Below are 23,728 nucleotides of genomic sequence, written 5' to 3' on the forward strand. Positions count from 1 at the left end.
GACGGGGAGGGAACATCCATGAAAAAGATTTGCAAATTTTCAGTATGGCTCATATGCGTATTGAGCTTGGCAGGCTGTGGAAAAAATATGGCAGACGTAACCATTGATTACGGCGATTCCAGACTTTATACCACCCAGGACATGGACGCAGCCATCAGACTGATAGAGACGACATTTGCCACCTGGAAGGGCTGCGAGCTGCACCGTATTTCCTATATCTCCGACGAGGAATGCAATGCGGACAATATCACCTGGATGAATGACCTGCGAGCGCCCGATGACATGCAGGAAACCTTCACCGAATGCATTGCCTTTACCAGCGAGTTCCATTCACCCAAGAAAGGCGGCGGAGCCTGGAATGCGGACACGGAATACACTGGCTGGGAATGGTGGCTGGCCCGCTCGGATGGCGGAGAGTGGAAGCTGATGACTTGGGGCTATTAAAAGTGGTAGATGGTTGCTGAAGCAACCGCGCCTCGGCGCGAGAATGTGCCTGAAAACAGTCTGCAAAATAGCATGAATCACAAGCCCGGCAGCGCCTGAAAATGGAGCTGCCGGGCTTTTATGTTTATGCAAGATGCAGGATGCTGTTATAAGGAGGAAGATACAATGGATTATGGCTATATCCGGGTTTCAACGATGGGCCAGAACGAGGAACGACAGCGGCTGGCGATGGAGCGGGCGGCCGCCCCCAAACGCAATATCTATATGGACAAGCAGTCCGGCAAGGATTTTGACCGCCCGCAGTACAAAAGGCTGGTTCACAGGCTGAAGAGCGGGGACCGCCCTGGCTCTGCTGCTGAAAAAGCGCAGGACTGACAGCTAAAGCGGAGGCTGGCAGACAGCGGCGTCGGAAGAAAAACAAAATAAGAGCGTATAAAATACGGAGCGCAGCGCCCCTGACGGGACCGGCGCTCCGTATTTTGTGCAGGTACACACTTCTGTTCCCGGTTGCCCTCCACCGGCGGATAGAGTATAATCAGTGCAGAAGTAAGCGGAGGAGAAAAAAATGCATAGGATCAAGGCAATTTTATTTGACATCGACGATACGTTATACGACTTATCCATCCCGTTTAAGGAGGCCTTTCGGGAGTTTTTCCCGGGGGAGGAGATGGATCTGGAGGGGGCGTTCCTGGCCAGCAGGAAGTATAGCGATCGGATCTATGACCGCTCTTTAAGCGGGGAGATTTCCATGGAGGAGATGTATATTTACCGCCTGGGAAATGCGTTCCGGGATTACGGGAAAATCATCGACGGGGCTACGGCGCTGCAGTTTCAGAGTGTGTATGAGAAGCATCAGCATAACATCCGTATGACCGGGGAGATGGAAGGGCTGCTGGAAAAGCTGTCGAAGAAAACGACTCTTGGAATCATCACCAACGGACCGTCGGAGCACCAGCGGGACAAGGTACGCGCGCTGGGTCTGGAGCGGTGGATTCCCATGGAACGGATCTGGATATCCGGGGATCTGGGGATTGGAAAGCCCCATAAAGAGATTTTCGCGGCGGCTCAGGACAAGCTGGGGCTGAAGCCTGAGGAGATTTGCTTTGTAGGGGACGCCTACGGGCATGACATCCTGGGAGCCAGGGGCGCGGGCTGGAAGGCCGTCTGGTTTAATCACAGAGGGCGTCAGGCCACGGGGGAAGCAGAGCCGGATTATGAGGTCCGTTCTGAACAGGATTTAATTGCGTTGCTGGAAAATCCGTCGAAAATCCGCTTGCAGGAATTTTAAATCCGAAGTAAACTAAGTAATGCTGTATAGAACGATACGGAGAATAAGGACATACAGCGATATGGATGGCATAGAATGGCATAGTTTACAAGTTATAATAATTATATAAATATAGGTATTTGATAATACCACTCCTTCTATTTTATAATAAATATATAAAAAACGAGCGTAAAGTAAAACAATTTAATGCAAAATGCAAAAATAAATGTAAAATAGGAGGAAGAGAGTATGGCATACAACCCATATGAAAACGTACTGAAGGTCATGGACGAGGCGGCACAGATCCTGGGCTACAGCGAGAGCGATATCGAGCCGCTGAAGTATCCGGAGCGCGAGCTGAAGGTATCGGTTCCGGTGGAGATGGACGACGGAAGCATCCGGGTATTCGAGGGCTACCGTGTGCAGCATTCCACATCCCGGGGACCGGCCAAGGGCGGTATCCGGTTCCATCCGGCAGTAAATAACGACGAGGTCAAGGCTCTGGCGGCATGGATGACCTTCAAATGCGCGGTGGTCAATATTCCTTACGGCGGTGGCAAGGGCGGCGTGATCTGCGATCCCCATGAGCTTTCCGAGCGGGAGCTTCGGGCCATCACCAGAAGATTTACGGCGGCCATCATGCCCCTGATTGGACCGGAACAGGATATTCCGGCTCCGGATGTGGGAACGAACGCGGCGGTCATGGGTTGGATGATGGATACTTACAGTATGCTGAAGGGACACTGCGTACACGGCGTCGTCACCGGCAAGCCCATCGAGCTGGGCGGAGCGCTGGGACGGAATGAAGCCACCGGACGCGGCGTCATGTTCACCACAAGAAATATCATGAAGAAGCTGGGCATGGAGATGAAGGGCACCGACGTGGCCGTACAGGGTATGGGCAACGTGGGAAGCATCACCGCCAAGCTGCTCCACCAGGAAGGCATGAAAGTAGTTGCGGTCAGCGACGTATCCGGCGGCGTCTACAAGAAGGATGGCCTGGATATCCCGGCTATTCTGGCTTATCTGGGTAAGGATCGCAGGAACCTGCTGTCCGGCTATGAAGAGGACGGCATGAGCCGCATTACCAATGAGGAACTGCTGGAACTGCCCGTCACCGTGCTGGTACCGGCGGCCCTGGAGAATCAGATCAACGGTTCCAACGCGGACAAGATCCGGGCAAAGCTTATCGTGGAGGCGGCCAACGGCCCCACCGCCGCAGAGGCAGACCCGATTCTGAACGACAAGGGCGTGGTCATCGTACCGGACATCCTGTCCAACGCCGGCGGCGTGGTGGTATCTTATTTTGAGTGGGTACAGAATATCCAGTCTGTAAGCTGGACCGAGGAAGAGGTCAACGCGAAGCTGGAACGTATTATGAACAACTCCTTCGATGCTGTATACAATATTGCACAGGAAAAGAAGGTTCCCCTGCGTACAGGCGCATACCTGATCGCGGTGGACCGTGTAGTAAAGGCCAAGAAAGCAAGGGCGATCTGGCCGTAGATTACCGCAGTCACTGTCCCGCGGGGTGTTTTGGCATGCAGATGCCGAAATCACGGGTTATGCAGGCACGGACTCATGCGTCAGCATGAGTCCTGTGCATCGCGGAGCGTATGCTGCGAACGGAGTGGGTAGCATGAGCAGAGTGAAGGAAATAATAAGAGTAAGAGAAAAGCTGGAAAGCGGGCAGACGCTGGAATTTCAGGAGAAGAGACTGCTTTGCAATGAGCTGATGACCCGCGAGCCGCGGATGGAAAAGCTGATTGTGAAATGGTTTGACGAGGAAGACTACCGGACGGTCCTGCGCCACAAGGTCGGCGACGGTGTCATCGGAGGAAAGGCCTGCGGCGTGCTGCTTGCCAGAAAGCTGATAAGAGAGAAGCTTCCCGAATATGAGTCACTGTTGCTCCCGCATCACTCCTGGTTTATCGGATCCGATGTATTTGCGGAATATCTCTGGGAGGAGAATTTCTCCGAGCGGACGAAGAGGAAGTTTGGGGAACTGCTGGGTCATCTGGGAGGCGACCCCTATGTGGTCCGTTCCAGCAGCACCCTGGAGGACGGCTTCGATCACGCATTTACCGGAAAATACGAATCCGTCTTCTGCACCAATCAGGGAAAAGAAGAGGAGCGAATGGAAGAACTGAAGGCGGCGGTGTTCCGTGTATACAAGAGTGTCTGGAACGAATCCGCGGTGGAATACCGCAGAACCCGCGGCCTGACCCATACAGATGAACGCATGGCACTGCTGGTGCAACGGGTGGAAGGGATGCGCATGGGCGGCTATTACCTTCCTCTGGCGGCCGGTATGGGCTGCTCCTACAATCCTTATAAATGGATGGAGCAGATGAATCCGGAGGCTGGTATGCTGCGTATCGTGGCGGGGCTCGGAACCAGGGCGGTAGAGCGTACCCCCGGCGATTATCCGAGACTGATTGCGTTGGATCGCGCACGGGGCAGCCTGTATGCCACTGCTGGCGAACGCCACAAATATTCCCAGCGGCAGGTGGATGTGCTGGATCTGAAGAGCGCCGGGCACAGGACCATCTGGCTGGAGGAGCTGATGCCCCTTTTACCGGAGCGCGGGAAGAAGCTGATCCTGAGTCACGATACGGACGCGGAACAGCGCTTACAGGAAATGGGACGATACCGTCCGGTGCTGTTCGCGGACTGCCAGGGCATCGCCTACGACAATGATTTTATGCGTATGATGCAGCGCATCCTGAAGATGCTGGAGGGCGAATATGGCCGCCCTGTGGACATCGAATTTGCCATGGAAGAGGGCGAAGACGGGAAGATTCACCTGAATCTGTTCCAGTGCAGACCCTTACGCCAGGTGGCCGAGCAGAAGTTTGTAATGCCGGAAGGGCATGAGGAAGAGGTCTTATTTGACGTCCGAAGAACCTCCATGTGGCGCTCCAAGGAAGAAAAGCTGGATATCATCGTCTGGGTGGATCCCCAGAAGTATTATGATTATCCATACGCGAAGAAGCCGGATGTGGCCAATATGATCGGAATGATCAACCAGTATTTCAGCCAGCAGGGAAAGCATATGATGCTGCTGGTGCCGGGCCGCTGCGGAACCTCCTCGCCGGAGCTTGGCGTGCCGGTGAAATATTCTGATGTGAGCTGCTTTTCCGCCATCTGCGAGGTGGCCTACAGCAAGGCCGGTTACAACCCGTCCCTGTCCTACGGCAGCCACATGTTCCAGGAGCTGGTGGAAGCGGACATCTACTACGGGGCCATCAATGAGAACAGCAAGACGAAGATCTACCGCCCGGATTATCTGAACACCTTCCCGGATGTGTTTGGGGCGATCTGGCCGGATAAGGCGGAATTCGGAAAGCTGATACGGGTATTCGACGTATCGGAACACCATGCGAGACTTCTGCTGGACGCCAAAGAAGGCCGCGCGGTATGCCGGATTGTGCAGGGGGAAAAGTGAAGAGGATGAAGTGTGGACACGCGGTTTTCTGATGTGGAAAAATCGCGTGTCTTTTTGCTTTTTTGTGGAAAAAGACCGTTGACAGAAAGCGGAAGAAGTAGTAAACCATTAAGGTATCTTTTTTGAGATTTTTTCGTAAGAGGTAAAAATATGTCAACCGGAACATCTATGATCACAGACAATCCTTTAAAATCCATGCTGCAGTTCGCCCTTCCCCTTCTGGTGGGCAATCTTCTGCAGCAGACCTACAATATCATCGACGCGGCCATCGTAGGGCAGACCCTGGGAGCGAAGGCCCTGGCGGCGGTGGGCGCCAGCAGCAGCGTGCAGTTTCTGGTTCTGGGCTTCTGTATGGGAGCCTGCACGGGCTTCGGAATTCCCATTGCGAAATATTTCGGCGCAGACAGGCAGGATACCATGCGGCGCTATGTGTTCAACGGCGGCGTTCTGACCGCGGGCATCGCGGTGATCGTGACGGCGGCCTGTACGCTGCTCTGCAGCTGGATTTTACAGATCCTGTCTGTGCCGGAGGACATTTTCGCCAATGCCTACGCATACCTGCTGGTGATTTTTATCGGCCTGCCATTTACCCTGTTATATAATTACCTGTCCAGCATTCTCCGGGCAGTGGGAGACAGCAGGACGCCGTTTCTGTTCCTGGCGTTTTCGGCGATTTTAAATATTTTCCTGGATCTGTTCTGCATCGTAGTCCTGAAATGGGGCTGCGCCGGAGCGGCCATTGCGACCGTGACCTCTCAGGCCATCAGCGGCCTCCTGTGTCTGGGATTTATCATCCGCCGGGTGAAGCTCATGCGGATGTCCCGGGAGAACCGGGAGCTGGATGGAGAAGCCATGAAGGAGCTCCTTCTGATGGGACTGCCTACGGGTCTGCAGTTTTCCATTACCGCTATCGGCAGCATGGTCATGCAGTCGGCCAATAACAGTCTGGGAAGCGTCTATGTGTCAGCCTTCACGGCGGCAGTGAAAATCAAGCAGTTCGCCCTCTGCCCCTTTGACGCGCTGGCGACGGCGACCTCCGTATTCTGCAGCCAGAATCTGGGCGCCGGTCAGGCCAGGCGGATTCGCCAGGGCATGTTCCGGGGCATGGGTGTGGCCGTGGGATACGGTGTATTTGCGGGTCTGATCCTGATTCTATTTGGACGAACCCTTTCCACCATGTTCCTGAGCAAAGACAACGTGGAGGTTCTGGATGCTTCCGCCAAATATCTGCGGTGTATGGGCTATTTCTACTGGAGTCTCGGTATTCTGAACGTATCCCGTATGGTGACCCAGGGACTGGGCTTCTCCGGCCGCGCCTTTTTCTCCGGCGTGATGGAAATGATTGCCCGGACGGTAGTCAGCCTGGGCTTCGTGGGAACCTTCGGCTATACGGCCATCTGCTTTGCGGATCAGACGGCCTGGATAGCGGCCTGCGTGTATATCTTCCCAACCTGCCTGTATTGCATGAAAAAAGTTACGGGAGTGCTCCGGCCGGAGACTGCTGTGTAAGTCTGTTTTCCACATGAATGATGAATTCTTCAGCCACATGGGACAGCTGATGGTTCTTACTCCAGATGAGGGCGTAAGAAGCATAGGCGTCCGGGTGGCTGATTTTTTTGACGCAGAGCTCATTGGCCCGGATCAGGGAAGAGATAGAAGCCGGGTAAATGGAGACGCCGACGCCGTGGAGACTGAGCTCGTAGGCATTTACCATATGGGCGATGCGGCCCCGGATAATGGGCTTCTGCCCGGTGCCCAGGAACCACTGGTCGATCTCGTGCTTCCGGGATTCCCGGGAAGGAATCAGAAGGTCATAGGGCAGGAGCTGTTCGGGGGTTACGGAGTCGCCGGGCAGCTTCGCCAGCGGATGCTCATGGGGCAGCAGGGCCACCCAGGGCTCCTTGCAGACGGGAAGTACTTCAAAGCCTTCTTTATTGTAGGGGGCGGTAATCATGGCAACCTCGCAGAGGCCTTTGGCCACGCGGGCGTTCACGTCGTCGGAATTGCCGTTCCAGAGGTTGTACTGGACATGGGGGTATTTCTCCTGGAAGGAGGAGATCCATTCGGCGAAAAGATGGGGGCAGCAGCCCTCCACGGAGGCGATGTAGAGCATACCCTGCAGGCCCTCCCGGACTTCCCGGACCTCCTCGGCGGATTTATTGACCAGGTCGAGAATCTGGTTCGCGTACTGGAGAAACAGCTCCCCCTCCTCGGTCAGGGAGATGCTGTGGGGACTGCGAAGGAACAGCTTCGTGTCCAGCTCCTTTTCCAGATCCTGAATCTGGCGGCTCAGGGGCGGCTGGGCGATATTCAGCTTCTCCGCTGCCCGGGTAAAGTTTTTTTCATCTGCGACTGCCTTAAAATATCGAATGTGTCTCAGCTCCATGATGGCCTCCTGCATTATACTTTTTGAGTATCAAGATGCTTTTATTATATGTATTTCACAAGTGAATTGCAAGGTGCTATAGTAAAGACAACAAGAAACAAGGGATTCAAAAAATCCCGGAAGTATTCAGCACAGAAATACCCTACGGGTATTCCTGGATGCCCTGAGAACATGGGTGAATTGAAGAAAGGAGCATGACTTATGAAGAAGATTTTAGCAAAGGTAAACGAGTTCTTTAAGGAGTATTACGAAAGCTTTGCGGAGGAGCCGGTGTTATAAAAAGGCTGAGGAAAATTAAATATGGAAACGACAAACAGTATAGACAATAATCAAAAGGGACTGCCGGTCTGAGGTGAGCGATGAGCACACAGCAGAAGTTGGCAGTCCCTTTCATTATATTCGCCCGTGTCCTCAGGGCATTCAGGTACACCCGTAGGGTGTTTCACTACATTTGCCCGTGTTCTCAGGGCATTCAGGTACACCCGTAGGGTGTTTCACTTTATTTCCCGGAAAAATAGATCCTGGTTTCGTCCCGGATCACATCCGCCAGCAGCAGAAGCCCCAGCAGATTCGGCAGCGCCATCAACGCGTTCAGCAGATCTGAGACCTCAAAGATCAGCGAAAGCCGCAGCACCGGCGCGAACACCAGTGTAAGGACCCAGCAGAGCCGATACAGGAAGAAGCTTTTCGTTCCGAAGAGATATTCCAGGCACCGCTCCCCGTAAAAGGACCACCCGAGAATCGTAGCATAGGCGAAGGTCACGATACTGAATAAGAGTACCGGCTGTCCAAGACAGGGAATGGCAGAAAAGGCCCGCCAGGTAAAGTCGCTGCCGGACATGGCCACACCAGAAGTCAAAAGGCCAGGATCCCGGGCCAGGAAATGGCTTACGATGACCAGCCCCGTGATCAGGCAGACCACCACCGTGTCCCAGAAGGTGGCCGTAGAGGCCACCAGGGCCTGCCGCACCGGATCGGAACAGCGGGCGGAGGCAGCGGCCAGGGGCGCGCTTCCCATCCCGGCCTCGTTGGTGAAAAGGCCCCGGGCTACCCCGTAGCGGGCTGCCAGCAGCAGTCCGGAGCCCACCATGCCGCCTGAGACAGCCCGGGGCGCGAAGGCACATTTCAGAATCAGGCGGCAGGCTGGCAGCAGGAAAGCCCGATTTGCTACAAGAATCATAAGACAGCCTGAGAGATAAAACAGGGTCATAAAGGGTACCAGCTTCTCACAGACCCGGGAAATAGCCTGGCTGCCGCCGAAGATCACGGAGCAGGTGAGAAGCCCCACAGTGAGCCCCGTGAGAATGGGGGGAAGCGGCAGCATATCCGCTATGGCGTGTACCTGGATGGCACAGCCGATTCCGAAGGAAGCCAGCACCCCGCAGACCGCGAAGAAGATGGCGGCGACTTTTCGGTGAAGCCGATATTCCAGCACATACATGGGCCCGCCCACCAGCCGTTCGTCACGCCCCCGCACCCGGAATTTAAGCGAAAGCAGCGCCTCCCCGTAAGTGGTCGCGATCCCGAAGAAGCCGGTAATCCAGCACCAGAACACCGCCCCGGGCCCGCCCAGGGCCACAGCTGTCCCCATACCGACGATATTTCCGACGCCCAGCGACGAGGCCAGGGCTGTAGACAGCGAAGCAAAGGGCGAAAGCCCACCGCCGTCCTTTCCGGCCCCTGCGCCCGAGTTCTCAGCCGCCACGGAAAGCCGCACCGCCAGCGGCAGTCTCCTCTGCACAAATCCCGTCTTCCAGGTCAGAAAAATGTGCGTCCCAGCCAACCCCAAAATCATCGGAAGTCCCCAGAGAAACCGGTTCAAAGCCTCTATAACCGTACAAACAGTTGACATAATATAGAACCTGCGTGAGAAAGTCTGGTGATATATATGAAGGGAAAAAAGAAAATATGCCTTGCGGTATTTTAGTTGCCGGGACTGTTAAAAACGGTTATACTCATAAGTAGGATAAGAATGGAAGAATATGAAAAATACGGAGGAAAAAGGATGTACGGATGCCCTAATTGCGGCAGTGAACTGCTGTACGATATTAAGCTGGGAAGACTGCGCTGCGGAAGCTGCCGCAGCAGCTTTGCTGTGGATTCGATCAAGCGAGAGAAGGACGCGGAACAGGATTTGTACGAGATCCAGGCCTTCCGCTGCCCCCAGTGCGGCGGCGAGATTTACACCAATGACCATACCATTGCGGGCTTTTGCAGCTACTGCGGCGCGTCTGCGGTACTGCAGCAGCGGACGGAGCAGATCAAGGTGCCTTTCCGGATTTTTCCATTTACCGTGGACAAGTCAGACTGCAGGAAGCGGTTCCGGGATTTTGTGAATCGGTGCGCCTATGTGCCGGAGGAATATAAGAATCCGGAGGCGGAGCATGAATTCCGCGGAATCTACGTCCCCTCTCATTCCTATGAAGCGGAGGCGGAGGGCGCGTACCAGATGAAGGGAAAGACTACCACTTATAACGGCAAGAAAAAAGGAAGACGGCACTATACGGTAAAGGAATGGGATATGAATATCGAGGCTTCCGGAAAGGTGACGGATATCACCCATGCGGCTTCTTCCTCTTTTCCGGACGAGCAGAGCGAGTGGATTCAGGACGGGATTGACCGGGGAAGCGGCCGGGTTTTCGCGCCGGGCTTTCTCTGCGGTTTCTATGCGGACACTGCAGACGTACCGCCGGAGGTCTATGAGCCGTATGCCGAGACTGTGGCCGGACAGAAGCTGGAGGATCAGTTAAATGCTAACCTGGCCGGTATGGACGTTACCCGAGCCAAACGGGAACCGGTTCTGCATACCCGTTATGCGGGCGACGTGCTGAAACCGGTCTGGTTCATGTCCTATCGGAACAAAGGACGTGTAGCCTATGCGGCCATCGACGGGCGAAATGCGAATATCAGCTGTGACGTTCCTGTGGACAGTAAAAAATTTACAATCGTATCTCTGATCCTGGCGGCTGTGTTATTTGTGATATTCAGCCTGTTTCAGGATCTGATGTTTACGGCAAAGACCATGCTGGGAATCACAGCCCTGTTTAACCTGGTGCTGTGCCTGCTGTGGCATTCCAATATTAAGAGGCTTTATCAGAGAGAGGTTGCCCGGGAATACCGGGTAAAGAAGAAGCGCCGGAAGAAACGCCTGAGCAATGAAAAATGGAAGATTCCGCTGATTATAGTGGCCTCTGTCATTGGTACGCCCATCGGCATTTTACTGATTACCTTTATCTTAGTGGCCTTCTGTGATACGGCCTACACGGAGAGCGGCAAGTCCCTGAAGGTGCTCCTGGCGCTGGTATCCGCAGTGTTCCAGCTGGTGTTTATCCTGAAGGATACGCCGAAGCGGACGAAGCTCTGGAAAAAGCGGACCCGGACCCTGCCGGTGGACTGGCTTTGCCTGTTGGCGACACTGCTGCTGGGCGTGACAGCTTATGTAAACCCGGTGGAGGATCTGTGGTATTACGCAGTGATCCTGGCGGCCTTCGGCGTGGATATCCTGATGCTTCTGGAAATTATCCGGGATTACAACTTAAGCTGTTCCCGGCCCATGCCGCAGTTTGAGCTTTATAAAGGAGGGCATAACCGTGAGTAGAAGAAAAGAGAAAAAGAGCCTTCTTTGGAAAATGGAGATTGCCTGTGCAGTGGTATTGGGCATTGGGCTGGGCAGTCTGCTCATTGGAAATAAAACTGTTTTGGCGGCGGATCCGTACGATATCATTTACGAGGATCAGGCAGAACTGGTGGGCGACGATGAAAAAGAAGCGGTTCTGGCCAGTATGGAGCCCATCTCCGAGTACGCCAACGTCATCTTCTATACCACAGAGGAAAAGGAGGCTTCCACTACGGCAGCGGTCTGTGAAAAGGTCTGCGCGGGATACTACGGCAGCTCCAAAAAGGCTCCTGTGGTCATGTTCACCATTGATATGTATCACAGGGAGATCTATCTGTACTGCACCGGTCCCACCCGGCATATCATCCGCAACCGGGACGCCAACTCCATTACGGATAATATCTATCGGCTGGCCAGCGCCAAACGCTACGACGATTGTGCCATCGGAGCCTTTGAGCAGTGCCAGAGACTTCTCACCGGCAGCAGCATCTGGCGGCCCATGCAGCGGATCAACAACCTGTTCCTGGCGATTATCCTGGGCTTCCTGCTCAACTACCTGTATCTGAGAGTAGCCCGGAGTATGACCGTTAAAAAAGAAAAAGTGCGGATGACTCCCTTTGATACCAACCGGTTTAAGCTGAAGGTATCCAAGCAGTGTATCCGTACCTACACGTTTACGGAATCGGAAAGCTCCGGCTCCGGCGGCGGAAGCGATTCCGGCGGAGGAGGCTACAGTGGAGGAGGCGATTCCGGCGGCAGCTCCGGAGGCGGTCACAGCTTCTAAAAGCGATAGAGAGAATTTGAAATTACCCTGACAGAAAATGCCGGTTGACACAGGCTTTTCCCCAGGGTAATTTTTACAGCAGAAAATAAAATGATATTTTTTAAAACTATTTCAAGGTTTCTGCCGTCTAACAGATAGAATGGAAGGAAAGGAGAACGGGACAGAAGATGAAAACAGTATCCTTACAGCAAAAAGTAGAAGACCAGATCCTGGACAATTATGAAGCCATGTACCGGCTGGCCTACTCTTATGTAAGAAACGAAGAAGACGCCCTGGACATTGTACAGGAAAGTGTATACAAGGCCATCAAAAACGCGGGTAAAGTGCAGCAGGAAGCCTATATCCGGACATGGATCTGGCGCATTGTCATGAATACTGCTGTGGATCTGATCCGCAGCAGAAAGAATGAAACCGGACTGGAGGAAGCAGGAGAGACCGGAAAGGAAGATACCTATCAGGATTTCGATACCCTGGAGGCCCTGAAGATTCTGGAGCCCAGGGAAAAGGCAGTGATTGTACTGCGGTTTTTCGAGGATCAGAAGCTGGAGGACATCGCCCGGACGCTCCAGGAAAATACAAACACGGTGAAAACCATACTCTATCGAAGTCTGAAAAAGCTCAGGGTGGAATTGACGGAAGGAGAATTGCTCTATGAAGGATGAAAGGTTAAGAAAAATGAATCAGGAATATCATGAGATCCCCATTCCCGCAGAGCTTCGAAACCGCGTAGAGGCAGGCATCCGGGAGGCGAAGAAAGATATGGCAACAGAAAATCAGACAACCACAGCGACTACAGAAAAGAAGAGAAAACCCGTGAAAAAGAAGAATAAAATGATTGCCTTCGTAAAGACTGCAGGCGGAGCCGTAGCAGCTGCTGTCATCGCAATCACAGTCATGGCCAATTCCGGCGCCAATATCGCCCACGCCATGGCGAAAATCCCGGTTATCGGAGCTATCGCGGAGGTTGTTACCTTCCGGGAATATCAGGACAGCACCAATCAGATGTATGCCGACGTTAAGGTGCCGGAGGTAGAGGTGAAAAATGAAGACGGCATCGTCAATCAGGAAAGCACCGACGCCATCAACCAGAGCATCCAGGAATACACCGACGAGATCATTGCCCAGTATCAGGCAGACGTGGAGGCCGCAGATGGCCAGGGATATCAGGCGGTGGATCTGGACTATCAGGTGATTACCGATTCGGAGCGTCTGTTCTCTATCCGGTTTGATAAGCTGGTTATCATGGCCAGCGGTGAAGAAACAGTAAAAATTTACCATATTGATAAAAAGACCGGAGAGCTGATTAATTTAAGCGGTATATTCAAGGAAGGAGTCAATTACATCGATCCCATCAGTGAGAATATCCGGGAGCAGATGAAGGAGCAGATGGCTGCCGATGAGAATGTCACTTACTGGCTGGACAGCGACACCCCGGAATGGGATTTCAAGTCTATTACAGCGGACACCACCTTCTATATCAACGAGGAGGGCAGGCTGGTTATCGTATTTGACGAAGGAGAAGTAGCTCCCATGAGCATGGGCAGCGTGGAATTCACCATTCCGACGGAAGTGATTCAGGATATCGTGCAGGACGGATTTATAAAATAAAAAGTACATGAGAAAAGGGGAGCCGCGAAAGCAGCTTCCCCTTTTTGAGATAAATAGATTTATTTTTCCGGTCTGTACTTCCAGCCGGTTGCATCCAATTCCTTCAAAGTCTTTACAACGTGCTCGACGATTACATCGTTCATCTTCTTACCCTTCTCGGCGGTACCCTTGGTGGCATCGCCAGTCTGGGCAGTATCGGTCAGCTCAGAGAAATCCCATTTGATTTCTACTTCAGAAGGCAGATTTGGGATCACGCAAGTAGCGTATTCGGGTTCGCACCAATCCGGGAACAGGTAGTAAGCGATAGAGGTTTCGCCCTCACCTGCATGGCCCAGACCGTCCCATACCTCGAAGGTATCCTTCGGGAGCAGATTACCGGCTGCAACCCACCACTGGGTCAGGGCAGCGATCTGCGCGTCGGGATATTTCTCTTTGATCTTGCGGGAAGCAATCTCAATGGGGGCGATATTGCCATCGTGGCCGTTCATAATAAAGATATGGTTGATGCCGTTGCGCAGTACGGACTCGATGGTATCATACAGGACAGCAATGGTGGTGTCATAGCTGAAGGTCAGGGAGAAGGGGAAGCTGTCGTAATGGGCACTGTAGCCAATGGTAATAGGCGGAAGCACCATCATGCCGTCTACCTGGTCTGCGATTTGTTTGGAAAGCTTATAAGCTACCAGGGTATCGCAGCCCTCTGCGATATGCTGTCCGTGAGCCTCGCAGGAGCCGATAGAGATGATTGCTTTTGTGAAGTGAGCTTCTTTCACCTGATGTGCCGTCATTTTCCATAATTCGTTCATCATAATATAAATCTCCTTTCAGGATACATAGTTAATGTAAATAAAGTCGTTTTTCAACAAAATCAATCTGATCAGCTGTAATCCGGTGAGCCTGCTCCAGATCTCTGCGTTTCATAGCCGCAGCCAGCTGTATGTGCATATCCAGAGAATTTTCCAGATTGGAGCGGCCGTCTATGAGAAGATCCCGACGCAATCGGTTAAACACATTTTCCAGGGCAGATATCAGGTAGGTATTCCTGGTAAGCCTGGCAATGGAAAGATGAAAGGTCAGATTCAGCTCATGGTACTGATTATTGAAATCCGGATCCTTCGGATCAAGGGTTCGATTGGCTAATTCGGAGATTTTTTCCAAATCAGAATCGGAAGCAAAACGAATCGCGTACTCCACTGAGCCGCATTCCAGAATGGAACGGTACTGACAGAGCTGTTGAAGCTCAGAAAGAGAGAGCTTGCGTATGAGATAACCCTTTCGTGGAATTTTCTCAAGGATCCCTTCCTGACAGAGCGTATTCAGAGCCTCTCTGGCAGGCGTTCTGCTCACCTGGAAGCGTGTGGATATCGCAGCTTCTGTAATAAACTGCTCGTCATAGACAAAATTGTTGATGTCGTTTCGCAGCTGATCCAGAATAGATTCTGTTGTAGAAAGATTTTTGGGTTGCGTGGTTAATGCCATAGAGTAATGTCTCCTCTTACAGTGGGAACAGACAGGGATAAATGAATTTAAGTTTATTATAAGTGCAATAATCAAAAGGATCAATGAGAAATTAACAGGAATATTTACGAAAATAAAGCGGACTTATTGGTATAAATGCTGTTTTTTGCTGAATTATCTAAAAGTTATTGACGAGGAATGTATTTCTGTGATATACATCTGATATACATATATGCAGTCTGAGAGGAAATTCTTTTCGAACAACAGAGCAGGATGAATGAAACTAAGAAAACAGAAAGGAAAAGAGGTTTATGGATGAAAACAAAGTGAAAAAAGGTCCCCAGGAGTCGGAATATGATGATGGAGAATTTATGCTGGAACCAGTTCCGGTTACGGCACGTCGTTCCACAAAAAGTCAGTTCATGGTATGGATTGGATTTGGTTATGCAGTAACCGGTCTGATTATCGGCGGAACTTTGGGCGGTTACGGCGGAACCGGTGGAATGCCGCCTGCACAGGCTATGCTTGCGGTTATTCTGGGCATGGGTGCCCTGTATCTGATCACCTGTTCCCTTGGTATCGTAGCTCAGAAGACAGGTTTAAATCTGTCGCTTTTATCACGCTTTTCTTATGGCTATAAGGGAAGTGTTATTCCCATGGCAGTTATGGCTTTGCTGACCCTTGGATGGTTTTCTAGTATTTTGGGAATGATTGGAGACATCTGGGGAGCGTTTGTCGGCAATCCTACAGGTATTATCGTATTTGATCCGTCTCAGTACGGCTTTACGGGTGTAGCTCCGATTACGCTGGAGGTTACGATTGCCTGCCTGATTTGGGGCATTGTATTTACTTATACCGCAGTACGCGGAATGGGTGCGATTGAAAAGGTATCCGATGTTTTTGCACCGCTGATTCTGATTGTTGCGGTCGTAGTAGGTGTAATTTTTGTAGTACAGGCTGGCGGCGTAGGTGGCTTTCTGGACGAGGCAAGCAGTCTTCATGGTCTGGGTATGGGTCAGGCGATTACCGCAGTAGTAGGAAGCTGGATTGCAGGCGCAGTTATGGGCGTAGATATGTTCCGCTTCAATAAGAGTGTAAAAGCAGTATGGGGCTGTGCGGCAGCCTGCTTTATTCTGACCAATCCGATTCTGAATATCGTCGGATATATCGGAACGGTACATATCGGCGATTTTAACTATGTGCTTTGGATGCTGGGCGTAAACCTGCTGGTTGCAATTCTGGGCGTAGTGGTATGGACCACCGCACTGTGGACCACCGATAACAGCGAGCTTTACTGTAACGCACTATATACAGGCCCATCTCTGAATGCTCTGGGTGTCAGAGTGCCGCGTAAAAAATTGGTTATTATCGCAGGCAGTGTGGGAACGATTCTGGGAACCTTTGCGTTCTATCAGCTGTTCTTTGCAAACTTTATCAATGTTCTGGGTTCGATGGCCCCACCTCTCTGTGCCCCGATTCTTGCTGACTACTTTATCATCGGAAGAAAGAACAAAGATAAATACAATATGGAGCTGTTAAACAAGCATCCGAACTTCCGTTGGGCAGGAGTAATCTCCTTTATCATTGGAGCAATTCTCGGATTCGTATTCCAGTACAAGGTACAGCTTCCTCTGGATCTTCCGGCAGGTCTGGTGGCAATGGTAATTTCCTTTATCATTTACATCGCTATTTACAAACTGACTCCGGACGCAAGGGTTGATGAGGAACTGGTAGCAGGATTAAAATAAGCGGTTATTTGAATAATATAAAAAGCAGGCCGGGCAATCAGTGACCGGCCTGCTTTTGGCGTAAGAAGTATTTTTTTAGTTCCCGTGGCGCTCCAGCCACTCTACAATCTCAGGAAATTCCATAAAATGGGAGGCCTTTACCAGGATCGAATCCCCAGGCAGAAGAAGCAGCGGCAGGGCCGTAAGAAGCTCCGCTTTGGCAGCAAAATGCCTGCAGATCAGTCGGCCTTCCGGATCCTTTGCCTGTACGCCCTTTACCAATTCCCGGGAAAGCTCGCCTACGGCAAAGATGGCGTCGATCTGATCGTCTGCCGCATGGCAGCCCACGTTATAATGGAGCAGCTTTTCGTTTTCGCCAAGCTCGCCCATATCGCCCAGAATGGCTACCTTCCGTCCCAGGGCGTTGGTCAGAACGTCCAGGGAAGCCGCCATGGATACCGGGTTGGCGTTGTAGCAGTCGTCCAGAATATCCCATTTCTCCGTATGAATCAGATGATTGCGTCCGCTGACCGGCTTCAGCGCCTCGATTCCGGCCTGAATCTCGCGGAGCGTCAGTCCCAGCGCCAGACCCACGGCTGTACCTGCCAGCGCGTTATAGACCATGTGGTGGCCCGGAATCGGAATCAGCGCGGTAAAACGGCCCGCTTTTGTCACGAAGTCGCAGCGACTGCCGCCCAGTCCCAGATTTTCCACATGCTCTGCATAGAGATCCAGAGAAGAATCCAGCCCAAAGAAGGTCGGCTTTGGCGTCCGGGACTTCAGGGTAATCAGCTTGTCGTCGTCGCCGTTTACAATAATCTGAGCGCCGGGCATGGCCTGTTCAAACATCTCGGTTTTGGCCTTCAGAATGCCGTCCCGGGTTTTCAGATTCTCCAGATGGCAGAGACCGATATTGGTCAGCACGCAGACCGTGGGCTTTGCCATGCGGGCAAGCCGGGTCATCTCCCCGAAGTCGCTGATTCCCATCTCCAGGACAGCCGCCTCGTGCTCCTCGCGGATACGGAAAATGGTCAGGGGCAGGCCGATTTCGTTGTTGAAATTGCCTTCGGTTTTCAGTACGTGAAAATGCTGTCCCAGAATGGAGGCAATCATTTCCTTGGTACTGGTCTTGCCCACGCTGCCGGAGATTCCCACCACCGGTATGGTCAGGGTACTGCGGTAATAGGCGGCAAGATCTTTTAGGGCCTTCAGTGTGGAAGCTACCTGGATATAAGGTCCGGCCGGATGCTCCGGCGCGTCCTCACAGAGTACACAGGCAGCGCCCTTGGCGAAGACGGCAGGGATAAAGCTGTGGCCGTCCACACGCTCGCCCTTAACGGCGGCAAAGAGAAAGCCCGGCTCCACCTTCCGGCTGTCGATGACAACGCCTGTGACTTCGACGGATTTTAAGCCGTCATCTCCCACATAGGTGCCGCCGCAGGCGCTTGCGATTTCAGCTAAAGACATATGCTTCATCATCTATACCTCGTTATGCTTCAGAGAAACCCGGATAAGCTCCTCACACAGATCCTCAAAGGACATACCCAGAGCGGCAGCCTCCTGGGGCAGCAGGCTGGTGGGGGTCATGCCCGGCAGGGTGTTGGCCTCCAGACAGTACATTTCCAGGGTCTCTGTATCCAGCATGAAGTCCATGCGGGCGTAGGAGCGCATGCCCAGGGCTTCAAATACCATCTCTGCGTAGTGCTGCATCTTTTTGGTCAGCTCTTTGGGCAGGTCTGCCGGGCAGGTCTCGATGGTGCTTCCGGCCTGGTATTTATTTTTGTAATCATAGAAGCCGTGAATCGGGGCAATTTCGATAATCGGGTATGCTTTGCCGTCCACGACGCCCACGGAAAACTCGCGGCCGGACACAAACTGCTCAATGATAACGTCGTCTCCGAAGGAGTAGGCGTCGTCAAGGGCCTGCGGAAGATCCTCCGGCTTTTCTACCCGGTAGGTTCCCACGCTGGATCCGCCGCAGGTGGTTTTGACCATGCAGGGATAGGGTACAGACGCCGGGTCAATCTGCTGGCCGTTTTTCGCGGTGATGCCCTTCGGGGTCGGGATTCCGGCCATGCGGAACAGCTGCTTGGACAGACTCTTGTCCATGGCGATGGCGCTGCTCCGGTAATCGGTGCCGGTGTAGGGAATGCCCATCAGGTCAAAAGTAGCCTGCACGCGGCCGTCCTCGCCGTTGGCTCCGTGGAGTCCCAGGAACACGATGTCGGCCATGTCGCAGAGCGTCAGTACATTGGGGCCAAACAGGCTCTTGCCGCCGTCCTTGCGGAGCTCCTTCAGGTGGGACAGATCCGGCTGCTCGGCAGAAATGGCAGTCACATCCTTATCCCACTCCACATCCGCTTTAAAAATCGTTTCGTCGATGGGCAATCCGCCCTCGTAGCCCAGGTACAGATCCACGAGAATTACGTCGTGGCCTTTCTTTTTCAGCGCGCGGTAAATATTGCTTCCGGAAATCAGGGACACATCACGCTCGGTGCTGGTTCCTCCGGCTAAAACTACTATTTTCATAATATCCTCCTAAATTGCGGAATCACTTTCATTACAGCAATGCCTTATTTTTATCCAGCATGGCCTGAATCTTCTGCTGGGTATAAGCGCCCAGGAATTTTTTCTCCTCTTTGGAAAGCTCGGAAACCAGAATCGGCTCGCCGTACTCCAGAATCACATGGCAGCGGCGGATAAAAGGGATATGATTTTCAAAGATCTCCGCGGAATTGGTGATGGCCATGGGAATGATGGGACAGCCTGTCTTTTCTGCCATCTTCATGCTTCCTTCCTTAAAGGGCAGAAGCTCGTCGTGATGGTTGCGGGTACCCTCCGGGAAAATACAGATGGAGATTCCGTTTTTAATATATTCGATTCCCTTGAGAATCGTTTTCAGTCCGGCCTTGATATCATCCCGGTCCAGGAACAGACAGTACAGGTTTTTCATCCAGTCCCGTAAAAGCGGATACCGAAGCATTTCCACCTTGGCCACATAGCCCGTAAGGCGGGGGCAGCGGGCGTAGGTCATAACGACGTCAAAATAGCTGCGGTGGTTGCCCACATAGAGAACGGCCCGATCCTTCGGTACATGCTCCTCGCCGATGATGGTAAGCTTTACGCCGGTCATGAACATGATTAGCTTAAACGCGCCCTGCACCAGGCGAAGAGAACTGTAGTCCTTCCATTTCTGGTTAAATTTTCCAATTACCCACTCGATGAGCAGCACCGGGATTCCCAGAATCAGAAAGCCGAATAAAACAAGGGCCACCAGTATTAATCGAATCATAAAGGCCTCCTATCGTCCGAACAGCTCCGTCATCTGACGAAGTCCGCCGGCCATGCCGGAATTTAAGCTTCCCTCGCGGAACCGCCATTCCCAGTTATGTTCTGCGGTTCCCGGTGTATTCATGCGGCAGTCGCTGCCCACCTTCAGGAGATCCTGTACCGGGAAAATCGCGTACCGGGCGATGGTACCCAGACAGATACGGATAAAGTCCCAGCTGACGCTGGAGGCGTCTGTGTTCATATAACGGCGTACTTTATCACGGGCGTAATCGCTCGTATGCTGGTACCAGCCCACCGTGGTGTCGTTGTCGTGGGTTCCGGTGTAGCAGATACAGTTGCGGGTATCAAACTGATGGGGCAGGAAGCTGCTCTCGCCGCCCTCAAAGGCGAACTGGAGAATCCGCATGCCCGGGAAACCAAACTGATCCCGGAGCGCTGTGACCTCCGGAGTAATCAGACCCAGATCCTCCGCAAAAATGGGCAGGTCGTCGCCCAGCTCCTTCTGAATAGCCAGGAACAGTTCCGCACCCGGTCCCTTCTTCCACTCGCCGGTCATGGCGGTCTCTGCGTCTGCCGGAATCTCCCAGTAGGCCTCGAAGCCCCGGAAATGGTCGATGCGGACGTAATCCACCTGGTCGAGCTGGTGCTTTACCCGGCGGATCCACCAGCGGTAGCCCTTTTTTTTGTGCTCCTTCCAGTCATAGAGGGGATTGCCCCATTTCTGGCCGGTGGCGCTGAAATAGTCGGGGGGAACTCCGGCTACGGAAGAGGGATAGCCCTTGGTATCCACCTGGAACAGACGGCGGTTGGCCCAGACGTCTGCGCCATCGGGGGATACGAAGATGGGAATATCGCCTACGATGGCGATTCCCTTATCGTTGGCATAGCGCTTCAGGGTATGCCACTGGGTATAAAACATAAACTGCAGGAAGGCCTGGTAGTGGATTTGATCCTTCAGCTCTTTCTCCCAGAAGATCCGGTTCTGTCGATCCAGATTCCGCAGGGATTCCGGCCATTTGGTCCAGGAAAGACCGTCCTGTTCGTCCCTCAGGGCCATGTACAGGCAGTAATCTGCCAGCCAGTCCTCATTGTCCTGGCAGAAGGTATCGTAGTCCTTCTGAAGCTCCTTGTTCTCAGAATGGGCAAAGCACTCATAGGCCTTCTGATAGAGCGGGTATTTATATTCCCGTACCCGGTCATAGTCTACCCGGTCCGGGTTGAAATCAGGAAGCTGCGACAGGTCAGCCTGCTCCAGAAGTCCGGCCTTCAAAAGCAGCTCCGGGCTGATGAGCAGCGGTTCCCCCGCAAATACGGAATATCCCTGATAGGGGGAATTTCCGAAGGAAGTGATGGGTACCATGGGCAGGATCTGCCACAGGTGCTGACCGCTTTCCGCGAGAAAATCTATAAAATCATAGGCACCCTTTCCGAAATCACCGATTCCGTACGGAGAGGGAAAGGAAGTGGGGTGAGCCAGAACGCCGCTGTACCGGTAGTTGACCGGATCCTCGGCGGTAGTCATTTTTAAACGCATAATAATCCTCCTTGGGGTGGAAATCCACCTTCCGCTATTATAATAAAAAAGCCGTGAAAAAACAAGGATTAAGGGGGCATTTATTTCCATAAGATAAAGATAAGATAGAGATAAGTATAGAGAAAGGATGGAAATACCATGAAGTGGAAACGAAGAATGCCGACAGCTCTGGCGCTGCTGCTTATCCTCCCCCTCACCGCCTGCAAAATGCAGGCCAACGCCACCAAAAAGCTCTCGGATCTGGACTACGTCATCGTATCGGGCCGGGAGCTGCCGAAAGAACTCTACGACATTTTAGAGGAAAAGAAGACAGAGAGCTTCAAGCTCACCTACGAGGAGGACGACAGGCTGTATCTGTGCGTGGGGTACGGACAGCAGGAGAGCGGCGGCTACAGTATTGCCGTGAACGACCTGTATTTGACAGAAAATGCCATTTATTTCGACACCAGCCTTATCGGCCCGGGGCCGGAGGAGGCAAAGGGGGAGGTTAGCTATCCCTATCTGACCGTGCAGACAAAGTACCTGGATAAACCGGTGGTATTTCAGTGAGGCCGCGCATAGACTGAATAGAAAGAACGAGGAGGCAGAGTATGGAACTTGTCCGCAGAACTATCCGTATGACCAGACAGAAGGGAAAAGCCGTCAGTCAGATCACACTGGATGACGATTATAATATTTCGGAGACCATGCCGGACGTGAATTTGATCATTCAGGAAAAAGGAAAGCTGGAAATCGGGGAAATCCGGGCGGAAAATGGCCGTGCCCTGATTCGGGGCGAACTGCAATTCCAGGTGCTCTATCTGGACGATCTGGAGGAGGGCGGCCTACATAGTATCCGGGGTAAAATTCCCTTTAAGGAGAGTATGAACGTGGAGACAGCCCGGGACGGCGACAGTCTGCGGCTGAACAGCACCCTGGAGGATCTTTCCGCGGTTCTCATCAATTCCCGGAAAATGGGCATCAAGGCCGTGGGTACCCTGGAGCTGATTGTGGAGGAACTGGCGCAGGAAGAGATGACCACCGGTCTGGAGGGCGGCGAGGAGGCGGAAATCCGCACCATTCACCGGACGGCTGCCGCCCTGACTGTCCAGAAAAAGGACACCTGCCGGGTCAAGGACGAAATCATTCTCCCGGCCAATAAGCCGAATATCAAAGAACTTATCTGGCAGGACGTGTCCTTACGCTCCACAGAGCTTCGACCCGGCGAGGACGAGATTCTCATGAAGGGCGAGCTGGTGGTGTTTATCCTCTACGAGAGCGAGGACGGGGAGCAGAAGACGGGATGGCTGGAGCAGACCATCCCCGTTAGCAGCCGGATCGACGTGAGCGGAAGCCATGAGGGCGCGGCCGCGAATCTGACAGTAGCCCTGGGAAATGCGGATCTGGAGGTGAAGCCCGATTACGACGGAGAACTGAGGGTGCTCCATATAGACGCAGTGCTGAACCTGGATATCCGCATGTACGAGGAAGAGGGCATGGATCTCATCGCCGACCTGTACAGCCTGAAAAAAGAGCTGTTTCCGGAAAAGGAAGAGACGCCTTACGAGCGGCTTCTTATCAGCAGTACCTCCCGGTGTCGGGTGGCGGGCCGCATCGCCACGGAGCATCCGGAAATGCAGATTCTCCAGATCTGTCACAGCAGCGGCGAGGTGAAGCTGGATGAGGTAAGCATCGCGGAACAGGGACTCCTGGTGCAGGGCGCGCTGCAGGTGGAGGTGCTCTACATCACCTCCGACGACAGCCATCCTTTCCTCTGCCGGAAGGAGGCTCTTCCCTTTGAGCAGCTCATCGAGGTGCCGGGCATGACGAAGGACAGCGTCTGGTATCTGGACAGTGCCCTCGATCAGCTGGCGGTGGATATGGTCAGCGGCACAGAGCTGGAAGTTAAGGCCGTGGTGATTTTAAGCGTCCTGGTGCTGGCCCGGGAGCGGGCTGCCCATGTGGCGTCTGTGACCGAGGCGCCGCTGGATACGGAAAGTCTGAAAGCGTTACCGGCCTTCGTGCTCTATGTGGCGCAGCCCGGGGACACCCTCTGGGACATCGCCAGGGAGTATCATAGCACCGAAAAACGCATCTGCGAGATCAACGGCTGCGCTCTGGAGGATGTGCACCCCGGGCAGAAGCTGATTTTGATAAAAGAAGTGTAATAAAAAAGGAAAATGAGA

The 23,728-nt window shown here is 53.0% G+C and carries 21 protein-coding genes; 13 read left to right on the plus strand and 8 right to left on the minus strand.

The features are described 5' to 3' along the window. Positions 1-18: 18 nt before the first annotated feature. The 6 genes from OCV63_RS13520 to OCV63_RS13545 all read left to right on the plus strand — a co-directional run bounded on the left by OCV63_RS13520 (position 19) and on the right by OCV63_RS13545 (position 6,668). Positions 19-444, plus strand: coding sequence for a hypothetical protein (locus tag OCV63_RS13520; RefSeq protein ID WP_158364688.1), 426 nt, complete (start codon positions 19-21; stop codon positions 442-444). A 165-nt stretch (positions 445-609) separates the two neighbouring features. Beyond that, the gene (locus tag OCV63_RS13525; RefSeq protein ID WP_158364739.1) at positions 610-819 is read left to right on the plus strand and encodes a recombinase family protein; all 210 of its coding nucleotides are present in this window, start codon (positions 610-612) and stop codon (positions 817-819) included. A gap of 190 nt (positions 820-1,009) precedes the next feature. Next, positions 1,010-1,732 carry an HAD family hydrolase gene (locus OCV63_RS13530; protein WP_158364690.1) on the plus strand — a complete coding sequence of 241 codons (723 nt, stop codon included), beginning with the start codon at positions 1,010-1,012 and terminating at the stop codon, positions 1,730-1,732. A gap of 228 nt (positions 1,733-1,960) precedes the next feature. Continuing rightward, complete coding sequence (locus OCV63_RS13535) at positions 1,961-3,217, plus strand: Glu/Leu/Phe/Val family dehydrogenase (RefSeq protein ID WP_158364692.1); 1,257 nt, start codon at positions 1,961-1,963, stop codon at positions 3,215-3,217. 133 nt (positions 3,218-3,350) lie between these two features. Further along, the gene (locus OCV63_RS13540) at positions 3,351-5,159 is read left to right on the plus strand and encodes a PEP/pyruvate-binding domain-containing protein (RefSeq protein WP_158364694.1); all 1,809 of its coding nucleotides are present in this window, start codon (positions 3,351-3,353) and stop codon (positions 5,157-5,159) included. A gap of 150 nt (positions 5,160-5,309) precedes the next feature. Further along, the gene (locus OCV63_RS13545) at positions 5,310-6,668 is read left to right on the plus strand and encodes an MATE family efflux transporter (RefSeq protein ID WP_262670875.1); all 1,359 of its coding nucleotides are present in this window, start codon (positions 5,310-5,312) and stop codon (positions 6,666-6,668) included. On the opposite strand, the gene OCV63_RS13550 is transcribed toward OCV63_RS13545, so the two are convergent. Further along, positions 6,634-7,545, minus strand: a complete 912-nt coding sequence (locus OCV63_RS13550; protein ID WP_262670876.1) for a LysR family transcriptional regulator — start codon at positions 7,543-7,545, stop codon at positions 6,634-6,636. The two genes, OCV63_RS13545 and OCV63_RS13550, sit on opposite strands and share 35 nt — an antisense overlap. A gap of 499 nt (positions 7,546-8,044) precedes the next feature. Continuing rightward, positions 8,045-9,397: an alanine/glycine:cation symporter family protein gene (locus tag OCV63_RS13555; protein WP_158364698.1), complete on the minus strand. Its 1,353-nt coding sequence runs from the start codon at positions 9,395-9,397 to the stop codon at positions 8,045-8,047. Positions 9,398-9,517: 120 nt separating this feature from the next. On the opposite strand from OCV63_RS13555, the gene OCV63_RS13560 reads away from it, so the two are divergent. The 4 genes from OCV63_RS13560 to rsiV all read left to right on the plus strand — a co-directional run bounded on the left by OCV63_RS13560 (position 9,518) and on the right by rsiV (position 13,553). Further along, entirely contained in the window at positions 9,518-11,143 is a 1,626-nt protein-coding gene (locus OCV63_RS13560; protein WP_158364700.1) for a TFIIB-type zinc ribbon-containing protein, read from the plus strand. Next, the gene (locus tag OCV63_RS13565; protein ID WP_158364702.1) at positions 11,136-11,945 is read left to right on the plus strand and encodes a hypothetical protein; all 810 of its coding nucleotides are present in this window, start codon (positions 11,136-11,138) and stop codon (positions 11,943-11,945) included. Before OCV63_RS13560 ends, OCV63_RS13565 begins: the two co-directional genes overlap by 8 nt. Positions 11,946-12,112: 167 nt before the next feature. Next, positions 12,113-12,607, plus strand: coding sequence for a sigma-70 family RNA polymerase sigma factor (locus OCV63_RS13570; protein WP_158364704.1), 495 nt, complete (start codon positions 12,113-12,115; stop codon positions 12,605-12,607). Next, the gene (gene rsiV / locus OCV63_RS13575) at positions 12,597-13,553 is read left to right on the plus strand and encodes an anti-sigma-V factor RsiV (protein WP_158364706.1); all 957 of its coding nucleotides are present in this window, start codon (positions 12,597-12,599) and stop codon (positions 13,551-13,553) included. The genes OCV63_RS13570 and rsiV overlap by 11 nt, the downstream gene beginning before the upstream one ends. Positions 13,554-13,612: 59 nt before the next feature. Here rsiV and OCV63_RS13580 read toward each other — a convergent pair whose 3' ends face one another. Continuing rightward, complete coding sequence (locus tag OCV63_RS13580; protein ID WP_158364708.1) at positions 13,613-14,362, minus strand: creatininase family protein; 750 nt, start codon at positions 14,360-14,362, stop codon at positions 13,613-13,615. Positions 14,363-14,390: 28 nt separating this feature from the next. Continuing rightward, on the minus strand, positions 14,391-15,032 hold the full coding sequence (locus tag OCV63_RS13585) for a GntR family transcriptional regulator (protein ID WP_158364710.1): 642 nt from the start codon (positions 15,030-15,032) through the stop codon (positions 14,391-14,393). 290 nt (positions 15,033-15,322) lie between these two features. On the opposite strand from OCV63_RS13585, the gene OCV63_RS13590 reads away from it, so the two are divergent. After that, entirely contained in the window at positions 15,323-16,759 is a 1,437-nt protein-coding gene (locus OCV63_RS13590) for a purine-cytosine permease family protein (protein ID WP_158364712.1), read from the plus strand. A gap of 75 nt (positions 16,760-16,834) precedes the next feature. On the opposite strand, the gene OCV63_RS13595 is transcribed toward OCV63_RS13590, so the two are convergent. The 4 genes from OCV63_RS13595 to malQ are packed head-to-tail and all read right to left on the minus strand — an operon-like array spanning position 16,835 to position 21,563. Continuing rightward, positions 16,835-18,214, minus strand: coding sequence for a UDP-N-acetylmuramoyl-tripeptide--D-alanyl-D-alanine ligase (locus OCV63_RS13595; RefSeq protein ID WP_158364743.1), 1,380 nt, complete (start codon positions 18,212-18,214; stop codon positions 16,835-16,837). 3 nt (positions 18,215-18,217) lie between these two features. After that, entirely contained in the window at positions 18,218-19,267 is a 1,050-nt protein-coding gene (locus OCV63_RS13600; protein ID WP_158364714.1) for a D-alanine--D-alanine ligase family protein, read from the minus strand. 31 nt (positions 19,268-19,298) lie between these two features. After that, entirely contained in the window at positions 19,299-20,030 is a 732-nt protein-coding gene (locus OCV63_RS13605; RefSeq protein ID WP_158364716.1) for a lysophospholipid acyltransferase family protein, read from the minus strand. A 9-nt stretch (positions 20,031-20,039) separates the two neighbouring features. Further along, positions 20,040-21,563: a 4-alpha-glucanotransferase gene (malQ, locus tag OCV63_RS13610; protein ID WP_262670877.1), complete on the minus strand. Its 1,524-nt coding sequence runs from the start codon at positions 21,561-21,563 to the stop codon at positions 20,040-20,042. Positions 21,564-21,701: 138 nt separating this feature from the next. Between malQ and OCV63_RS13615 the strand changes: the two genes are divergently transcribed. After that, positions 21,702-22,112 (plus strand): protease complex subunit PrcB family protein, encoded by a 411-nt coding sequence (locus OCV63_RS13615; RefSeq protein WP_158364718.1) that lies wholly within the window; start codon positions 21,702-21,704, stop codon positions 22,110-22,112. 41 nt (positions 22,113-22,153) lie between these two features. After that, positions 22,154-23,710, plus strand: coding sequence for a DUF3794 and LysM peptidoglycan-binding domain-containing protein (locus OCV63_RS13620; protein ID WP_158364720.1), 1,557 nt, complete (start codon positions 22,154-22,156; stop codon positions 23,708-23,710). Positions 23,711-23,728: the final 18 nt, after the last annotated feature.

The sequence above is a fragment of the Laedolimicola ammoniilytica genome (assembly GCF_025567165.1).
Classification (GTDB): Bacteria; Bacillota; Clostridia; order Lachnospirales; family Lachnospiraceae; genus Laedolimicola; species Laedolimicola ammoniilytica.